Consider the following 19720-nt stretch of genomic DNA (forward strand, 5'->3'; position numbering starts at 1 on the left):
TTTAAATTAGCATTAACTTCCATATTTCATTCGGCTTTTAGGATAAAATATTTGGTCGATTAATCAAGTAAAACGATTTATCATTACAATAAAACCAAATATGAATTTATGAGAAAACTTTCCCTAATCGCACTATGCCTTTTTTTTAGCCTCATTGCCCAAGCACAGGATAAAGCGCCAGCCTATCCATTAATTACACACGATGCCTATTTCAGCATCTGGTCGTTCGGCGATGGACTTACCAGTTCGGCTACCAAGCACTGGACAGGCAAAGAGCAATCGTTATTGGGGGTAATCAAAGTTGATGATAAATTTTACCGCTTTTTGGGTGAAGAAAGCAAAACATTTAAAACCGTTCTTCCTGCTGCCGATGAGTTGAAATACCAAGCGGCTTACAGTTTCGATCAGCCAGAAAACGGCTGGGAAACCAATGCTTACGACGATGCTGCCTGGAAAAAGGCCGATGCCCCTTTCGGCGATGACCATTCGGCAAAAACAAAGTGGAACACCGACGATCTGTATTTCAGGAGAACATTCGAAATATCCAAAGTTTCGGCAACCAAGAAATACCTTAAACTCAATCACGACGATAACGTAATGGTTTACCTGAACGGTAAACTCATTTATAGAAAAAACGGATGGGTTTCTGATTATGCCTATCTGCCGATTGAAGATGGTATTTTAAAAGCAGGTAAAAACGTGCTGGCCATACATGTTAAAAATACCGCCGGTGGCCGCCATTTAGATGCGGGCATAGTAGAAGAGGAAGCACAGGACATCAAAATTTCTCCTGCCAGCCAAACCAATGTAGCCATTAGTGCAACCACAACCAAATATACCTTTGCCTGTGGTAAAGTGGAACTTCAGGTAAGTTTTACTTCGCCTTTATTGCTTAACGATATTAAATTAACAGCAAGGCCTATCAGTTACATCAACTATGCCGTAAAATCTACCGATGCCAAAACGCACCAGGTAAGTGTTTTCTTTGGTGCCTCATCAAATATTGCCGTTAATACACCAATGCAAACCGTTTCTGCACGGAAAAGTGCCAAAAACAACCTTTCCATCCTGAAAACAGGAACTGTAGAACAGCCGATATTGAAAAAACGTGGCGATGATGTCCGTATTGATTGGGGCTATCTGTACGTTGCCGTACCTGCGCAGTTTAACGCGGTACAATTTATAGGTACACAGAACGAGAACCTGAAAAGTTTTATGCAGGCAAAATATCCTGCACAAAGCCAGGTGCTCAATGCAAAGAACTTAAACCTGAGCAGTGTTATCCCTTTTGGGGCTGTTTCATCGGCAACTGTAGAAAAATATGTGATGCTGGGTTATGACGATGTAAAATCGGTAGAATATTTTGGCGAAAAATTAGCTCCGGTATGGAAAAAATCGGGGAAAGATTTTGAAAACGAGCTGGCCGAAGCCGGTAAGGAATACCCAACATTAAAGGCCAAATGCGCAACCTTCGATGCTCAGCTTTATGCCGATGCAAAAAAAGCAGGTGGTACAGCCTATGCAGATCTTTGTAAACTTGCCTACAGACAGGCTATTGCTGCCCATAAAATTGTGTACGCGCCCAACGGGGATATCCTTTTCCTTTCAAAAGAAAATTTCAGTAACGGTTCTATCAATACAGTCGATGTAACCTATCCATCTGCTCCGCAGTTTTTGGTATACAGTCCCGAACTGTTAAAAGGGATGCTGAACGGTATTTTTTACTATTCGGAAAGTGGTAAGTGGAAAAAGCCTTTTGCCGCACACGATTTAGGCACTTATCCGCTAGCCAACGGACAAACCTATGGTGAGGATATGCCAGTAGAAGAAGCAGGTAACATGATTATTTTAACCGCTGCAATTACCAAAGCCGAAGGAAATGCAAAATATGCCGAAAAACACTGGGAAGTAATGTCTGTTTGGGCAAACTACCTTTTAAGAGAAGGTTTTGATCCGGCAAACCAGTTATGTACTGATGATTTTGCAGGTCACCTGGCACGCAATGCAAACTTATCGGTAAAGGCAATTGTGGCTTTGGGCGGTTATGCACAAATGGCACAGCAACTGGGTAAAACAGATGTGGCTACCAAGTATAGAACTGCCGCACTGCAAATGGCACAGAACTGGATGAAAATGGCCGATGATGGCGACCATTATGCTTTAACCTTTAACGATAAAAATACCTGGAGCCAGAAGTATAACTTAATATGGGATAAACTTTTAAAACTCGATCTTTTTCCGAAAGAGGTTTATAAAAAGGAAATCAACTTTTATTTAACCAAACAAAAAGATTTCGGCTTGCCACTGGATAGCCGCAGAACCTATACAAAATCGGATTGGATTATGTGGACAGCTACCTTGGCAGATAATGAAGCCGATTTCCAGAAATTTGTTGCCCCAATATACCGTTATGCCACTGAAACAGAAAGCAGGGTACCATTGAGCGATTGGCATGAGACTACAAATGGAAAAATGACCGGCTTCCAGGCCAGGAGCGTAGTTGGAGGTTATTTTATTAAAATGCTTGCCGATAAATGGGGAATTAAATAACAATAACAGCTATGCCTGCATGATCTACCTATGCAGGTGTAGTTTGTTTTAATGATACACGGTCTGTTACAGCCCGAAAAATAAACACACACAAACAAACAATGAAACTTAAATTAATTGCATCCTTTTTATGCTGCATCTCTGCCAACGGGTTATTGGCACAGCAGAAAGATTGGGTCCACTATGTTAACACCCTGCAGGGAACCAATTCCAAGCACGAACTAACCAGGGGCAACACCTACCCCACAACAGCGCTGCCTTTCGGTATGCACACCTGGACTCCTCAAACCGGCCGCAACGGCGATGGCTGGAAATACCAGTATTTTAGGGATAAAATCAGGGGCTTTCAGCAAGCGCACCAATGCAGCTCGTGGACAAGGGATTATGCGGTGTTTTCTTTAATGCCCATGGTGGATGAACTGGTTGTAGATGAAAACCAGCGTGAAGCTAAATTTAGCCACAACGATGAAATTGCCAAGCCAAACTACTATAAGGTAAAGTTCGAAAACGAAATTACTACCGAAATTTCTCCATCAGAGCGGGGCGCACACCTCCGCTTCAGTTATCCAAAAGGCAAAAGAAGCTTTTTAATTTTAGATGGTTACACCCGCTTAAGTGGTGTGCATATTTATCCAAAAGAAAATAAAATTACAGGTTGGGTTAATAATGGCGAGGGATTTAAAAGAGGCTGGAAAAGTTACTTTGTGATCCAGTTTGATCAGCCGATCAAATCGTACGGTACATGGGAGAATAAGCGCAATACTGTAGCTAAAGATTCTGTATCAGCCGAAGGCCTGGGTAAGGGCGCATTTGTACAGTTTGAATCTGGCGTAAAAGTTCAGGCCAAAACCGCTTCATCTTACATCAGCCTGGCACAGGCAGAACTCAATTTGAAAAGAGAATTAGGCAACGATAAAACTTTAGAAGATACCAAAGCCAATGGCGCTGCGGTTTGGAATAAATCTCTAGGTAAAATAGAGGTTGAAGGCGGTTCGAAAGCCGATATGGAAACTTTTTATTCTTGCTTTTTTAGGGCCAGTTTATTTTCGAGGAAATTTTACGAGTTAAACGAAGCCGGTAAACCATATTATTTCAGTCCATACGATGGTAAGGTACACGATGGATATATGTTTACCGATACAGGTTTTTGGGATACTTTCCGTGCCCAGTTCCCCTTAAATACATTGGTACAGCCAGAAATGCACGGCCGTTACATGCAGGCCATGCTCGATGCTTACGAGCAATGCGGTTGGTTGCCTTCGTGGTCGTTCCCTAGCGAGGCCGGAAGTATGATCGGTAACCATGCCATTTCATTATTGGCCGATGCCTGGGCAAAAGGGATCAGGACTTTCGATGCCAAAAAAGCTTTGGATGCCTATTACCACGAAGCAATGAATAAAGGGCCATGGGGCCCAGCAAATGGCAGAGATGGCGTAACCGAATACAACCAATTGGGTTATGTTCCTTACCCTAAATACCGTGAGGCCACAGCTAAAACCTTGGAGTACGCCTATGATGATTACTGCGCATACCAATTGGCTAAAATGATCGGCGATAAGGATTATATGGAGGTTTTTGAAAAACCGATGTACAACTATAAAAATGTGTACGATCCGGCTACCCGCTTTATGAGGGGCAAGAATGCAGAGGGCAAGTGGGCGGCAAATTTCGACCCTACTGAGTGGGGAGGGCCTTTTACCGAAGGTAACGCATGGCACTGGCAGTGGTCGGTTTTTCAAGATACCAAAGGATTGATCAATTTAATGGGCGGTTACAATAACTTTACGGCCAAGCTTGATTCTGTTTTTACCGAGCCGAATAAAGTTAACGTTGGCTCGTACGGTGGCATGATACACGAAATGACCGAGATGGTAATGGCCAATATGGGGCAATATGCACATGGCAACCAGCCAATACAGCATATGGTGTACTTGTATAACTATGCCAACCAGCCTTGGAAAGCCCAGTTCCATGCCAGGGAAGTAATGCGCAAACTTTACGATGCCACCGAAAACGGTTATCCCGGAGATGAAGATCAGGGACAAACTTCTTCGTGGTATGTTTTAAGTGCATTGGGTTTTTATAGCGTTACCCCTGGAACAGGAGAGTATGTTTTGGGCAGCCCGGTGTTTAAAAAAACTACAATTAATTTAGAAAACGGTAAAAAATTCATCATCGAAGCACCCGATAACGATCAATCACATGTTTATATTAAGTCGGCCAGCCTAAACGGTAAAAATTTTACCAAAAACTTCATTAATCACTCTGATTTGTTAAAAGGCGGGGTATTAAAATTAGAAATGAATGTTAAACCTATGTTAAATAGGGGATTATTAGCTGAAGATAAGCCGTTTTCGTTGAGTAAATAAATATTGAATTACTACTTTTGGCGAAATAATTCAAATACGAGTTAAGAAAAGAATAAATAATATATAGATATAGAATGGAAAAGCCTGTTGCATTAGGTGTAGATATTGGCGGCTCGCACATTACAGCCGCATTGGTGGATTTAGAAACAAGAACTTTGGTGAAGGATTCTATCAAACGTAGCCCTGTGAATTCGCAGGAGAATAAAGAAGTGATTTTAGCTGCATGGTGCGATATCATCAGCGAAGCTTTTCAGAACATCAAGAACGGTAGCCGCAGTGTAGGTATTGCTATGCCCGGGCCTTTTAATTACGATCAGGGCATTTCTCTGATCAAAGATCAGGATAAATTTAAATCACTTTACCAGGTAAACGTTAAAGAAGAACTGTCTAAACGTTTGGACATACCAACAGAGAACATCCATTTTATAAATGATGCAGCAGGTTTTTTACAGGGCGAGGTTTTTGCCGGGGCCGCAAAAGGCAACGCCAGTGTACTGGGTTTAACCCTGGGTACAGGACTTGGTTCTTCGCTCTGCTTAAACTATAAAGCTTTTGATGCCGACCTCTGGAGCTCTGAATTTTTAGATGGAATTGCAGAAGATTATTTATCTACGCGCTGGTTCGTAAAACGATTTAAGCAACTCAGCGGCAACACGGTAGATGGTGTTAAAGAATTGGTAGAAATTGTAGATACCAACCATTTTGCCACAATGGTTTTTATGGAATTTGGTTATAACCTTGCACAGTTCCTGATCCCGGTGATTAGGAAACATAAAATAGATACCGTTATTGTAGGTGGCAATATTGCACAGTCTTTTAGTGCTTTTGCACCCGAGCTTATTGCAACACTTAAAGGCAATGGAATCGATACCGAAATTAAAATCTCTGAGTTAAAGGAGCATGCGGCTTTAATTGGTGCGGCCAGCTGCTGCGATTTAAGCCTAACTTAACGGGTATTCAGTATAGCACATCTTTTGGTTATATTTTTTAAGGATAAGCAACGAATTGTAATTTTGTTAATTTAATTCGCTGGTTATCCTTTCTTTTTGTCTTATTTCTCTTAAATAGGTTATTCTGTTTCGATTTTTTGTTTTTATTTCTATTGTTTTTTGTGAATTGGTGTTTGTTTATGTGTTTTTTCTTCCAAAAATTTCACAAATAATTTTTGATTTGCGATAATATCCTTATTATTGTTTTAATAAAACGTTTTAGTAAGTTAAAGAGCTAAAAATAAAGAATCTAATTCTCCATTTGTCCAGTAAAAAAAGTTTTGATTTAACCATCAGGGCTTTTTTTTGTTCAGCTTTACTAAAACGTTTTAGTTGCTAATCAATTAATTGCTGACCATTTTAAGGAGGAGTGCCTATCAGAAAGTAAAATTTTACACCCAGATAATCCCAATCCGCGCCCAGCGGAAAACCAAAACCAAACTAAAAACTCAATTATGAACAAAAAATTTACCAATTTAATTAAGCGAAAGCTTTTGTTAAAAAACTGTGCGCTTAAACTAAGCACGGTATTATTGGCTGGCGGTACATGTTATACCGCATCAGCTTCGGCAATTACCATTAGTTCAAACGGATATGTAGATCACGTTGCAATGGCTTCTAACCCCCACAAAGATATTGTGGTTAGGGGTATTGTTAAAGATGAAACCGGCGCCGCATTACCTGGTGCAGGTATTAAGGTAAAAGGCACTTCCATTTCTTCATCTGCCGATGTTAATGGCGCTTTTAGTATTACTGTTCCTGATCAGAACTCGGTACTGATCTTCTCTTATATCGGCTACGAATCGATAGAGCTGCCTGTGGGCACGCAAACCAGTATGGTGGTTAAGCTTAAGCCTTCCGGAAATGATTTGCAGGAGGTTGCCATCGTAGCCTTCGGTACCCAAAAGAAAGAGAGCTTGGTTGGTGCACAATCATCAGTTAAAGCATCAGATTTAAGGCAGCCTGTGGCCAATATCAGTTCAATGCTGGCTGGGCGTCTGCCTGGCGTTGTGGCCGTTAACCGTAACGGCGAGCCTGGCTCTACCAATGCCGATATCTGGATCCGTGGTATTTCAAACATTGGCGGCGATAGAAGTCCGCTTATTGTAGTAGATGGAGTACCGAACAGGCCAATTGATGGTTTAAGCTCATATGATATCGAGTCGTTTACCATTTTAAAAGATGCTGCTGCTACGGCGGTTTATGGTATCAGGGGTGCAAACGGCGTAATTTTGGTCACCACAAAACAGGGCAAGGTTGGTCCGCCAAGAATTAATGTCGATTATTTTCAGGGAATAAGCCAGTTTACAAAAAGCCCTAAACTGATTGATGGGGTAGATTACATGAACCTGGCCAACGAAGCCAAGCTTACCGAATTTGTAAGGGGCGGCAGCGCAGGTACATTTACGCCGCAATATAGCCAAACAGCTATTAACCGAACTGCATCGGGAGAAAATCCGGTACTTTACCCCAATGTTGATTGGCTGGATGCCATTTTTAAAAACTGGGGGCAGAACCGTACGGCAACAGCCAATTTATCTGGTGGAGTTAATAATGCACGCTATTATGTATCATTAGGTTATTACGATGAAAATGGCCTATTTAAAACAGATGATGCCCAAACTTATGATGCTACCCAGAGTTTTGCCAGATACAATGTAAGCGCAAACTTAAACTGGGATATTACCGGTACTACCAAAATGGATTTAGGTATTAAAGGTATTTTAAGCTCGGGCAACTACCCGGGTGTGGATAATGCGCAGGGTGTTTTTAACCAGGCTTTCCAGTTAAATCCTACATCCTTTCCTGTTTCCTATCCTAACGGTTCAATTCCGGGAATCAGCGCACAATCAGATCAGAGAAATCCGTATGCCGATATTACCAGAAGGGGTTACAGAACTACTTTTAACAATCAATTGTTCTCTAATCTACGTTTAACGCAGGATTTAAAAGCCATTACCCCGGGCTTATCTGTAACCGGTATGTTTTCTTTTGATGTAAATAATTTTAACAACATTAACCGGAACAAGCGCGAAAGTACTTATTACATCAATCCGAACGATCCTTATAACGCCGATGGCTCATACAAATACGGATTAACCTACAACGGACAAAACTTTTTGGGCTACTCGAGGGCGAATGGTGGCGATAAGAAAATGTATGCTGAGCTGGCATTTAACTATAGCCGTACCTTTGGGAAGCACGCTGTTTCTGGCTTGGTGCTGTACAACCAGAATGATAACTTAAACGCATTTGCCGATAACTTTACCCTGGCCATTCCTTACAGAAGTCAGGGTATTGCCTCGCGTGTTACCTATGCTTACAACGACCGCTATTTTGCGGAAGCCAATATTGGTTACAATGGATCGGAAAACTTTGCCCCGAACAAACGTTATGGTTTTTTCCCGGCTTTTGGTGTGGGATGGATCTTATCAAACGAGAAATTCTTTGAAGGTTTAAAAAATACCTTCCAATTGGTTAAGTTCCGTTATTCTGATGGTATTGTTGGTAGTGGAGGTAGCTCTAACGGCTATGTTACCAATGAAAGCGACCGTTTTTATTACCTTACCAAAGTTGGTGGCGCCAATGGCTATACCTTTGGGCAGACCAGAAATATTGTAAGCACTGGCTTAAACGTAACGGCTTATGGTGTGGATATTACCTGGGCCGAAAGCCGCAAGCAGGATTTAGGTTTCGAATTAAAAACCCTGAACAACAACTTATCCATCATTGTCGATTTATTTAAAGAACACCGTACAGGTATTTTCTTGGGCAGGGGACTTGTGCCAAACTACATTGGTTTGGTTTCTAACCCTTCGGGTAACCTGGGCGAAACCAGAAACAAAGGTATAGATGGAACAATCGAATACAATGCAAAATTCAGCGATGATTTCGACATCACTTTCAGGGGTAACTACACTTTTAACAAAGATAAAATCGTAGAGAACGACCAGGCGCCTACAAAATATCCATGGCAAGAATTAAGGGGAAGCAATATCCTGGCGCGTACAGGTTACATTGCCGAAGGTTTATTTACCAGTCAGGCCGAAATTAATGCAAGTCCTAAGCAGTTTGGTACATTGTTGCCAGGCGATATTAAATACAAGGATTTAAATGGCGACGGGATAATCGATGCTTTTGACAGAACAATTATCGGTAGGGGCGATGTACCATCAACCATGTATGGTTTTGGTTTTTCACTTCGGTACAAGGGATTCGATCTGGGCGCATTTTTTCAAGGACAGGACAATGCCGATATCATCTTGAGCGGCGATGCCATCCAGCCTTTCACGGCATCGGGCGGTTTAGGTAATTTACATGCCATTGCTACTGATAGATGGACCGTTGATAACCCACGTCAGGATGCTTTCTATCCACGCCTATCTTACGGTGTCAACAACAACAACTTCCAAACCAGTACCTGGTGGAAACGCGATATTAGCTACCTGCGTTTAAAGAACCTTGATTTGGGCTACACCTTGAAAAATGGGATCAAAAAAATCGGTATCAACCGCTTAAGGGTTTATGCTACTGGTTATAACGTATTTACCATCAGCAAGTTTAAACTTTGGGATCCTGAGCTGGCCTCTAACAACGGTACCAAATACCCGCTAACAACCACCTATACCTTGGGTTTCACAGCTAATTTTTAATCGTCATGAAAAAGATATATATATTCACCATAGCAACCTTACTGGTTTTGAGCAATGCAGGTTGTAAAAAATTTCTAGATCAGGTACCTAATGATAGGTTAACGTTTGATGAATCTTTCGCAACCAAAAGTACTGTGGATCAGTTGCTGGCAAATGTTTACTCTACCCTGCCAGATGAAATGCAGCAGCGTTTCCCGGCCAATGGTTATACCGCTGGCCCTTGGACAGGTGCCTCGGATGAGGCAGATTATACCTTGCCAAGTAGTTTTTCCAATAACTTGAACAGTGGTAACTGGGATGCAACCACTGGGCAGGTAAATACCATCTGGCAATTGTATTACAGGGGTATACAGGCATCGAGTAATTTTATGGCCAACGTTAGCAAGTGTACCGATTGTAATCTGAACGGAATCGATTTTATTTCGAGGTATTATAACGAAGCCAGGGCAATAAGGGCAATTTATTACTATTATTTAATCCGCCAGTACGGTCCGGTAGTGTTATTGGGCAACGATCCGATTGCTGCCGATGCCCCGATTCAGGCCATTAGCAAGCCCCGCAATTCTTTTGATGAATGTGTGGATTACATTGTAGGCGAACTGGATGCCGTTACGGCTAATTTACCCGCGGGTCCATTATCAAACGATGATTATGGCCACGTAAACAAAGCTGTTGTACAAGCCTACAAAGTGCAGGTTTTATTAACGGCAGCAAGTCCGTTGTTTAATGGAAATGCAGATTACGCCAACCTTAAAAATGCAGATGGCAAGCAGTTAATTAATCAAACGCCAAGCCCGGCAAAGTGGAAAAGAGCAGCCGATGCAGCTAAATCTTTCATTACATCTTTTCCGAACTATACTTTGTTTGTTAAAACCGGAACAACCCCATTCCTTACGGCATTTCTTTCGTGCAGAGATGTAATGTTAACCGATTGGAACTCGGAGGTTATTTTTGCCAAGGGCAATGCCGATATTACCAACCTGCAATATAACATGGCACCAAACCACAACAATGGTAGCGGAGGGGATAAAGGTGGATCATTTTTATCTGTTTCGCAGCAAATGGTTAGGGCTTATTTTATGGCAAACGGCAGGCCGACCGACGATCCGCTTTCGGGTTATAGCGAAACCGCTGGCTTTAGCAGTTTCCATGCACCTGATGATAATGCGGCCAGACAGGTAAACAACATGTACGTAGGCCGCGAACCGCGTTTTTATGTGGGCATAACCTACACCAACAGAAAGTGGATAAACCCAAATTCTACTTTGGTAACCAGCTTTGAATTTAATGGGAACGCAGGTAAAGGAAGCATCAGTAATACCGATTACACAAGTACGGGTTATACGCAACGAAAAAACCTTTCGTTAAGCGGTTGGAGTACAGGTGGCCGGACCAATATTTTTATCCGTTTGGCAGAAATTTATTTGGATTATGCAGAGGCGTTATATGAGTACGATCCAACAAATCCGGATATCCTGATTTATTTAAACAAGATCCGCGAACGTGCCGGGGTACCTCAGTACGGAAGCGGTGCAGGCGCTTTGCCGGTTCCAACTGATTTGCGCGATGCAATTAGAAGAGAAAGAAGGGTAGAGCTTGCTTTTGAATCTCACCGGTATTTTGATACCAGGAGATGGAAAATTGCCGAAACAACCGATAAGGTAATTCTGGGAATGAATATCCAGAAAAATGCAGCAGATGGCTATTTCAATGTTGTAACTACCGAATCGCGCGTATTTGATAAAAAACACTATTTATGGCCAATACCAAATGGCGAAGTTCAAAAAGTACCTTTATTGGTTCAAAATACGGGCTGGTAAATTATTAGTTCTACCTATCTAAAAAACCAGATTAGCGCATGTTATTGTTTAACATGCGCTATCTGGTTATTAAAGGCTTTGTTTCTCCAGTTAAAAATAGCATGGTAACAGGTTGAGGTTAAGATGGGTAATCGACATATAAAATTTAAAAATAAATAAACACCGGCAAGAGGCTTTACGCAAAGTAAGATCCTTGCTTTTTCAACACACACACACACATTAAACCATGATTAAGAAGTTTTTAATAATCGCAATTGCATCTATTTTAGGTGCCAGTGCTTCTGCACAGAAAAGGGGCTACCAACTTACCATCAACGACGAAAATAATGCCGCTGATGTTTTGACCAAAGCTAAATTGGATACCGCATTTAACCATGTTTATCCCAAGTTTGCCATGGCCGATGGATACCATACCAAAAGAAAAGCTGAACTGTTTTTTGCCAACAGTGAAACCGAAAGCATTAAGGCCAAGGCAGGAGAAATCAGTGTAAACAGTAATTGGGTAAAAGGTAAATCGCAGGCTAAAATTGATAAAGAACTTTTTAAGGCGCTTGCCAAAAACTGGTCATCGTACAGTGTGGATAAGAAAAAGGGATATACACTTACTTTTGTGAGTAAATACCCCACTTTAGATCCAAAACTGAAGAAAAAGTTAATTGCCACTTATTTTGAGGTTTACCCAACTTTGGTGAAAACCTTTAACAACAAATCAACAAACGATGTTCTTTTCGTAATAGATACAGCTTATAAAGCAGTGGCCGAAGCCAGTGGCAACCGTATCCTTTTTAGCGCTTATTACATGGAAACCCACCCAACCGATATTGATGTGGTAACACACGAAACCATGCACATTGTTCAGGGTTATGGTTATAGTGCCGGACCGGTGTGGTTAACTGAAGGTATTGCCGATTATGTGCGCTACAAATACGGTGTAGATAATGTAGGTTCTAAATGGAGCTTGCCAGCCTACAATGAAAAGCAGAGTTATAAAAACAGCTATCGCATTACCGCCCGTTTCTTTGCCTGGTTGGAGCAAAATGTTAAACCGGGCTTAATCGCTACTTTAGATCAGCAGCTAAGGGCGCACCAGTACAGCGAGCAATCGTGGAAAAACCTAACCGGAAAAACAGTAGATGAACTTTGGAGCGATTATGCTAAAGAACCGCAAAAAGTAACTTTGAGCTATAGCAGTAAGAAATAATAGCCAAGGGCCATCATCACTACCGGCACAAAGTGAAGATCCTTCGGCTCCGCTCAGGATGGCAGGTTCAATAGGGAACTCAAGTTTAACTGGGCACATAGCCTGTAAAACTTGACTGCGCTAAAGCTCGTTTTGTAAAAATAACCATCATTAAAGTAAAATTTTTGATCATTTACTAAAACGTTTTACATATTATATTTATTTTGCAGGGCTAAACACGCTAACCAAAATACTAATATTACTGAATACATGAAAAAAACTCTTATTCTTTCCGTTTTCGTACTGCTTGTTTCTGCTTTTTCGGCAAATTTAAAAGCGCAGGAAATAACCAAAAAAGGCGGCTATACACTTTCTTTCGAAAGCAATTTTGCGGCATTGGATCCGCAGTTGAAAAAACGCCTGATCAAAACCTTCTTTGAGGTTTATCCCAAACTGGCAAAAGAGTATAACCCATCAACCATAAAAGAAGTAAAGTTTTTTGTAGATACGGCTTACAAAGGGGTTGCCGCCACTGCCGATGGTAAAGTAACCTTCAGCTCGATCTGGATGGTTAAACACCCCGAAGATATTGATGTGGTAACACATGAGGTAATGCACATTGTGCAGGATTATGGCAGAAGTGTAGGACCAGGCTGGTTAACAGAAGGCATTGCAGATTATGCCCGTTATAAATTTGGGGTAGATAACGCAGGTGCCAAGTGGGCCTTGCCGGCATTAAAACCCGATCATAGCTACAAAAACAGCTACCGCATTACTGCAGCTTTTTTTGCCTGGATAGAAAAATCGGTGAAACCAGGTGTAATTAAGGCCGTTGATGCATCTTTAAGAGACCATACCTACACCAAAGATATCTGGGTAAAATTAACAGGTAAAGATTTGGATGCACTTTGGGCAGATTACGTTAAAAATTCTCAAGTTTAATTATAATTACAAGCACATAAAAAAACACAAACACAACGAATGAAAAAGTTATTTATCGCCTTGTTGAGTTTTGCGGCAGCAACCAGTTCCGCACAAACCATAGGCAAAATTACTGATCCGGTTGATTGGATTAATCCCCTGATGGGAACCGCATCCAAGCCCGATCTATCTAACGGAAATACCTATCCGGCCATCGGTTTGCCTTGGGGTATGAACATGTGGTCGCCACAAACTGGTAAAAGCGGCGATGGATGGGCATATACCTACGATGCAGATAAAATACGTGGTTTTAAACAAACACACCAGCCATCTCCTTGGATGAACGATTACGGCGCTTTCTCGATTATGCCGGTTACCGGTAAGTTAAAGTTTACCGATGAGGGCCGCGCAAGCTGGTTCAGCCATAAAGCAGAAGTTTCTAAGCCATATTATTATAGCGTTTATTTGGCCGATGCCGATGTAACCACAGAAATAACACCTACAGAAAGAGCAGCACAGTTTAGGTTTACTTTCCCTAAAACCGATAGCTCGTTTGTGGTTGTAGATGCACAGAACAGGGGGTCTTACATTAAAATTATCCCTGCCGAAAGAAAAATTATCGGTTACACCACAAAATATGCACGTGGTCCGCTGCCTAAAAACTTTAAAAACTATTTCGTAATCTATTTCAATAAAGATTTCAAACTGGCCAAAACCTGGGATGATAAAAAATTGAACGATAAAGATTTGGAGCTAACTGTTGATCATGCTGGTGCTGTAATTGGTTTCGCTACACAAAAAGGCGAGCAGGTTATTGCTAAGGTTGCTTCTTCGTTTATCAGCTTTGAACAGGCCGATCTAAACTTAAAAAGAGAACTGGCTAACGATGGTTTCGATGCAACCAAAGCCAAAGGCAGAGCTACCTGGAACAAAACATTAAGCAAAATTGCTGTTGAAGGTGGCACTATCGATCAAACCAGAACATTCTATTCTTGCCTTTACCGTACTTTGTTCTTCCCGAACAAATTATACGAAGTTGATGCACAGAACCAGATTGTACACTGGAGCCCTTACAACGGACAGGTATTGCCTGGTTATATGTTTGCCGGTACCGGTTTCTGGGATACGTTCAGGGCGTTATATCCTTTCTTAAACCTTGTTTATCCGTCAATCAACAAAGAAATGCAACAGGGCTTAATTAATGATTATAAAGAAGGTGGCTGGTTGCCAGAGTGGAGCAGCCCGGGTTATGCCAACATTATGGTGGGTAACAACTCTGCTTCGGTAGTTTCTGATGCTTACATTAAAGGCATGCGCGGCTACGATATCGAAACTTTATGGCAGGCTGTTAAACATGGTGCCAATAACGAGGGTCCTATGGAAGCTGTTGGCCGCGATGGCGTTAAATATTACAACGAACTGGGTTATGTTCCATTTGATGTAAAAAAGAACGAAAATGCTGCTAAAACATTAGAGTATTCGTACGATGATTTTACCATTTACCAATTGGGAAGAGCTTTGGGTAAACCGGCTTCAGAAATCGATATTTACAAGAAAAGAGCCATGAACTACAAAAATCTTTTCGATCCGGCTTCTGGCTTAATGCGTGGTAAAAACCAGGATGGTACTTTCCAAAGTCCTTTCAGTCCTTTTAAATGGGGCGGTGCATTTACCGAAGGTAACAGCTGGCACTATACCTGGTCTGTTTTTCAGGATGTAGATGGTTTAGCGAAATTAATGGGCGGTCATAACAAGTTTGTAACCAAACTGGATTCAGTTTTCTCTATGCCTCCGGTATTTGATGAAAGCGCTTACGGCGGTGTAATTCACGAAATCCGCGAAATGCAGATTGCGAACATGGGCCAGTATGCACATGGTAACCAACCCATCCAGCACATGATTTACCTGTACAATTACGGTGGTGCACCTTATAAAACACAGTATTGGGTAAGAGAAACCATGAACAGGATGTACAAAGCAACACCAGATGGCTATTGCGGTGATGAAGATAACGGTCAAACTTCTGCCTGGTATGTTTTCTCTGCAATGGGTTTCTATCCGGTAACACCAGCTGTAGATCAGTATGTACTGGGTGCACCTTTGTTCAAAAAAGTTACCATCACTTTAGAAAACGGCAAAACTGTTGTAGTTAATGCACCTGCCAATAGCGATAACAACCGTTATGTACAGGCCTTACAGATGAATGGTAAGCCATATTCTAAAAACTGGATCAGCCATAGTGGTTTGCAAAAAGGTGCCGTGTTAAACTTTAACATGAGCGCTATGCCAAACAAAACAAGAGGATCTAATCCGGCAGATTTCCCATATTCTTTATCAACAGAAAAATAGAAAAAATAAAGACTGTATCATAAATATAGAATTGTCATCCTGAGCTTGTCGAAGGACCTATCATAAAATTATGTAAGGCATTTCGACAGGCTCAATGTGACAGGTTGCTGGAGGAACCAAGCTTATGGTAAAGCCTAAAATTTAAAGAAACCTTAATCCCTGAACAAGGATTAAACTAACAAAACCAAATATATGAAACAAAACGTCTCGAAGACGGGTTTTACAGCCATGCTCTGGCTCTGCGGAACCCTGTTGGCATTTGGCCAGCGCGTAGATCTTAAAGATCTTTCGGCATTTAAAAATCCTGCAAACTCATGGTCATTGGCCCAAAATGTAGTGGCCGATCTAAATACCGAAAATGTTTTAAAAACCACCAAAGGTGAAGGTATCCTAGTAAACCAATCTACCGCCAAAAAAGCAGGAGCTGATTTATATACCGTAAACGAATATGGCAATGTAGCCGTTGAATTGGATTATTTAGCTGCAAAAGGAACCAATTCTGGTATCTATCTGCAAGGAAATTACGAAATCCAGATCGATGATGCCTGGGGATTGAAAAATGCTTCTTCATCTAATAACGGTGGTATTTACCAACGTTGGGATGATAGCAAGCCCGAAGCCGAAAAAGGATTCGGTGGTGTTGCCCCACGTCAAAATGCAAGTAAAGCGCCAGGTTTATGGCAGCATATCAAAATCATTTTTCAGGCACCTAAATTTGATGCTTCTGGAGCAAAAACCGAAAATGCAAAAATCATCAGCGTAGAGTTAAACGGCGTTTTAATTCACGAAAATGTAGAGCTCTTCGGTGCAACCAGGGGTGCGGCAAGTGCCGAAAAGGCAAAAGGTCCTTTACGCTTACAGGGCGATCATGGTTCGGTGGCTTTTAGAAATATCGAAATCAATGAACTGGCTGAAATTCCTAAACCAAACCAAAATGGCGGTGCAGATCCAATTTATATCGAAGCCGCAAGCAACAACATGATCAGAAGTTTTGTAGATGTTGCCCCTCGCGTACGTTCGGTACATGCTATTTCGGTTGGCGGACCAGAAAAAGTGGCCTATAGCTACGATCTGGATAACGGAACATTATTACAGGGCTGGCATGGCGATTTTATCGATGCAACCCCAATGTGGGATGGCCGTGGAAATGGAACATCGCGCGCTTTGGGCAGTGTTACCCGTTTCACCAAGAAACCTGTTCTGGCCATTGCAAAATTGGCTAACGATCAAGATAAATGGATTGCCGATACCGCAGGTACGGGTTTCAGAACCAAAGGTTATGTAATGGATAAGCAAGACCGTCCGGAGTTTAAGTACATCATTAACGGAACCAATGTTACGGATGCAGTTAAAATAATGGAAAATGGACAAGGTTTAACCCGCGAAATCTCAGTTGATAAACCTTCAAAAGATTTATATTTCTTATTGGCTACAGCTTCGAATATCGAAGAAGTTGCTAAAGGATTGTATTTGGTTGATGATAAATCATATTATCTGCAACTGGCAGAAGGATCGGCAAAACCGGTTATCAGAGATGTTGATGGCAAAAAAGAAATTATTGTAGCCATTGGAAGTAAGTTAAATTATACCATTTTGTTTTAATTGGAATAACGATGAGAAACACATTTAAAAAATTAGCAATACTGGCATTAAGTTTTAGCTTTTCTACAGTTTTTGCACAAGAAACACCAAAAGAAGAAGATTTTTTCAGAATAAATAAAGTACGCGTTCCAGAAGGGCCGATTTTAGAAGTAGGTGGTTTAATTACCCTGCCTAACGGCGATTTGGCCATTTCTACCCGTAGGGGAGAAGTATTTATTGTAGAAAACCCAACCACTGCCAAGCCTTACTGGCGCAGATTTGCTTACGGCCTGCACGAAATTTTAGGTATTGCCTATAAAAATGGCGCATTGTACGTAGCACAACGTGGCGAATTAACCAAATTGGTTGATAAAGATCAGGATGGTAAAGCCGATGTATACGAAACCGTATATGCATGGCCTTTAAGCGGGCACTACCACGAATATAGCTTCGGACCAAAATTAATGCCCGATGGTACATTTATGGTTACCGGAAACGTTGCCTTTGGCGATGAAGAATGGTGGCGTGCCGAAAGCCGTGTACCTATGCGTGGCTGGGCCATGAACATTACCGAAGATGGTAAAATGACCCCTTATGCCGCGGGTTTCCGTTCTCCTGCCGGTATCGGTAGTATCGATGGTAAATTCTACTACACCGAGAACCAGGGCGATTGGGTAGGTTCTGGTGGTTTATGGAAAGTTAATAAAGGCGATTTTATGGGCCACCCGGCAAGTTTAAGGTGGACAAACCTTCCTAACTCTCCTGTTAAGCTGCAATCCGATTTCTTCTATTCACAAATGGACGAACGCCGCATTAAAAACGAGCAGGGAAGATACATTAAACCAGAAAACAGGGTAAACGAAACCTTTAAAACCTTATTCGAAATGAAGAAAGTTTTTCCTGAGCTGCGTTTGCCTTCTGTTTGGTTGCCATACGGAATTTTGGGTATCTCTTCTGCAGAGCCTGTTAAAATTCCTGCCAATACATTCGGCCCATTTGCCGGACAGATTCTGGTTGGCGATCAGGGAATGAGTATCATCTCGAGGATTTTTATGGAAACCGTAAAAGGTGAAGAGCAAGGTGCGGCCTTCCTTTTCCGCAAAGGATTCCGCTCGGGTGTGTTGAGGTTAGAGTGGGGAACCGATGGTTCATTGTTTGTTGGAGAAACCAACCGTGGTTGGGGTTCGGCAGGTGATGCAAATGAAGGCTTGGAAAGATTGGTGTACAACAACAAAACACCTTTCGAAATGAAAGCGGTAAGGGCAATGCCTGATGGTTTTGAAGTAGAATTTACCATGCCTGTTGACCGTAAATCGGCCGAGGATTTAGCTTCATACGATGCGGAGAGTTTTATTTATAAATATCACCCGGTTTATGGTTCGCCGCCGGTAAATACCGAGAAATTAAAAATTTCGGGAGTTAAGGTTTCTGCTGATGGATTGAAAGCCAGGTTTATTGTACAGAACCTGCGTCAATATTACATCCATACCCTAACGTTGGATGGTATCCGTTCGCAGGATGGTTTCTATTCTCTGGTACATCCTGTTGCCTACTATACTTTAAACCAGATTCCTGATGGAACTAAGCTGGCCATGAGCGAGGTGAGTACCAAGAACTCTGCAGCAAAGCCAGCAACTTCTGCACCGGCCAAGAAAGCTACAACGCCTAAAGCAGCTGCTGGAAAAGCTCCTGAAGCAAAAGGAACAACTGCTAAACCGGTAACTACAACAACAACTGCAAAGGCCCCAACTTTTAAAGAGGTAGAAGGTTTATTAACTAAAAATACCTGTTTGGCTTGCCACAATCAAACCAAAAGGCAAATTGGTCCTCCATTCGCAGAAATTGCAAAACGTAAATATTCTGCTGATAAGATATTTCAGTTAATCCACAATCCACAGCCACAAAACTGGCCGGGTTATTCAACCGAAATGCCTCCAATGCCTCAGGTAACCAAAGCCGAAGCGGTGAAAATAGCGGCTTGGATCAATTCATTGAGATAAAAAAAATAAATTTATTACAGAACGGCTGGTAGAAATACCGGCCGTTTTTGTTTTAAGAGGTTGGCTACGCTGCATGATCCGATAGAACGCTCGTTTTTGCAATGTGGAACAACAGCCCACCCTGATTTTCAGGAATGCAACCTTTTATACTAATGATCTTTTCCTTATAAGATTGCTTCGTCGGCTGAAAAAGCCTTTCCGATGAATCGGAACAGGTTCTCGCAATGACGATTTTTTTATGGCAGACGAGATGAAAAGAGATCCTTCGACTACGCTCAGGATGACAACAAAAAGAATTCAGGATAACA

At 41.8% G+C, this 19720-nt stretch carries 10 protein-coding genes; all 10 read left to right on the plus strand.

All coding sequences use genetic code 11. The features are described 5' to 3' along the window. The first annotated feature begins 108 nt into the window (after nucleotides 1-108). The 10 genes from ACS5PU_RS01590 (at nucleotide 109) to ACS5PU_RS01635 (ending at nucleotide 19412) form a co-directional block, all read left to right on the plus strand. A complete protein-coding gene (locus ACS5PU_RS01590) occupies nucleotides 109-2550 on the plus strand; it encodes a glutaminase domain-containing protein (protein WP_439457511.1) in 2442 nt (813 codons plus the stop codon). Nucleotides 2551-2630: 80 nt separating this feature from the next. Next, the gene (locus tag ACS5PU_RS01595; RefSeq protein ID WP_439457905.1) at nucleotides 2631-4919 is read left to right on the plus strand and encodes a GH92 family glycosyl hydrolase; all 2289 of its coding nucleotides are present in this window, start codon (nucleotides 2631-2633) and stop codon (nucleotides 4917-4919) included. A 74-nt stretch (nucleotides 4920-4993) separates the two neighbouring features. Further along, nucleotides 4994-5869 carry an ROK family protein gene (locus ACS5PU_RS01600; RefSeq protein ID WP_439457512.1) on the plus strand — a complete coding sequence of 292 codons (876 nt, stop codon included), beginning with the start codon at nucleotides 4994-4996 and terminating at the stop codon, nucleotides 5867-5869. A 494-nt stretch (nucleotides 5870-6363) separates the two neighbouring features. Next, complete coding sequence (locus ACS5PU_RS01605) at nucleotides 6364-9561, plus strand: SusC/RagA family TonB-linked outer membrane protein (protein ID WP_439457513.1); 3198 nt, start codon at nucleotides 6364-6366, stop codon at nucleotides 9559-9561. A gap of 5 nt (nucleotides 9562-9566) precedes the next feature. Then, the gene (locus ACS5PU_RS01610; RefSeq protein WP_439457514.1) at nucleotides 9567-11381 is read left to right on the plus strand and encodes a RagB/SusD family nutrient uptake outer membrane protein; all 1815 of its coding nucleotides are present in this window, start codon (nucleotides 9567-9569) and stop codon (nucleotides 11379-11381) included. A gap of 226 nt (nucleotides 11382-11607) precedes the next feature. Further along, nucleotides 11608-12582: a basic secretory protein-like protein gene (locus ACS5PU_RS01615; RefSeq protein ID WP_439457515.1), complete on the plus strand. Its 975-nt coding sequence runs from the start codon at nucleotides 11608-11610 to the stop codon at nucleotides 12580-12582. Nucleotides 12583-12831: 249 nt separating this feature from the next. After that, entirely contained in the window at nucleotides 12832-13503 is a 672-nt protein-coding gene (locus ACS5PU_RS01620; RefSeq protein ID WP_439457516.1) for a basic secretory protein-like protein, read from the plus strand. Nucleotides 13504-13542: 39 nt separating this feature from the next. After that, nucleotides 13543-15831: a GH92 family glycosyl hydrolase gene (locus ACS5PU_RS01625; RefSeq protein WP_439457517.1), complete on the plus strand. Its 2289-nt coding sequence runs from the start codon at nucleotides 13543-13545 to the stop codon at nucleotides 15829-15831. 192 nt (nucleotides 15832-16023) lie between these two features. Next, nucleotides 16024-17433 (plus strand): 3-keto-disaccharide hydrolase, encoded by a 1410-nt coding sequence (locus ACS5PU_RS01630; protein ID WP_439457518.1) that lies wholly within the window; start codon nucleotides 16024-16026, stop codon nucleotides 17431-17433. A gap of 11 nt (nucleotides 17434-17444) precedes the next feature. Beyond that, a complete protein-coding gene (locus ACS5PU_RS01635; protein ID WP_439457519.1) occupies nucleotides 17445-19412 on the plus strand; it encodes a c-type cytochrome in 1968 nt (655 codons plus the stop codon). Nucleotides 19413-19720 lie beyond the last annotated feature (308 nt).

The sequence above is a fragment of the Pedobacter sp. GSP4 genome (assembly GCF_051857575.1).
Taxonomy (GTDB): Bacteria; Bacteroidota; Bacteroidia; order Sphingobacteriales; family Sphingobacteriaceae; genus Pedobacter.

Coding starts and splice junctions, on each gene's coding strand:
- ACS5PU_RS01590 (WP_439457511.1), top strand. CDS start 109: ATGAGAAAACTTTCCCTAATCGCACTATGCCTTTTTTTTAGCCTCATT.
- ACS5PU_RS01600 (WP_439457512.1), top strand. CDS start 4,994: ATGGAAAAGCCTGTTGCATTAGGTGTAGATATTGGCGGCTCGCACATT.
- ACS5PU_RS01605 (WP_439457513.1), top strand. CDS start 6,364: ATGAACAAAAAATTTACCAATTTAATTAAGCGAAAGCTTTTGTTAAAA.
- ACS5PU_RS01610 (WP_439457514.1), top strand. CDS start 9,567: ATGAAAAAGATATATATATTCACCATAGCAACCTTACTGGTTTTGAGC.
- ACS5PU_RS01615 (WP_439457515.1), top strand. CDS start 11,608: ATGATTAAGAAGTTTTTAATAATCGCAATTGCATCTATTTTAGGTGCC.
- ACS5PU_RS01620 (WP_439457516.1), top strand. CDS start 12,832: ATGAAAAAAACTCTTATTCTTTCCGTTTTCGTACTGCTTGTTTCTGCT.
- ACS5PU_RS01625 (WP_439457517.1), top strand. CDS start 13,543: ATGAAAAAGTTATTTATCGCCTTGTTGAGTTTTGCGGCAGCAACCAGT.
- ACS5PU_RS01630 (WP_439457518.1), top strand. CDS start 16,024: ATGAAACAAAACGTCTCGAAGACGGGTTTTACAGCCATGCTCTGGCTC.
- ACS5PU_RS01635 (WP_439457519.1), top strand. CDS start 17,445: ATGAGAAACACATTTAAAAAATTAGCAATACTGGCATTAAGTTTTAGC.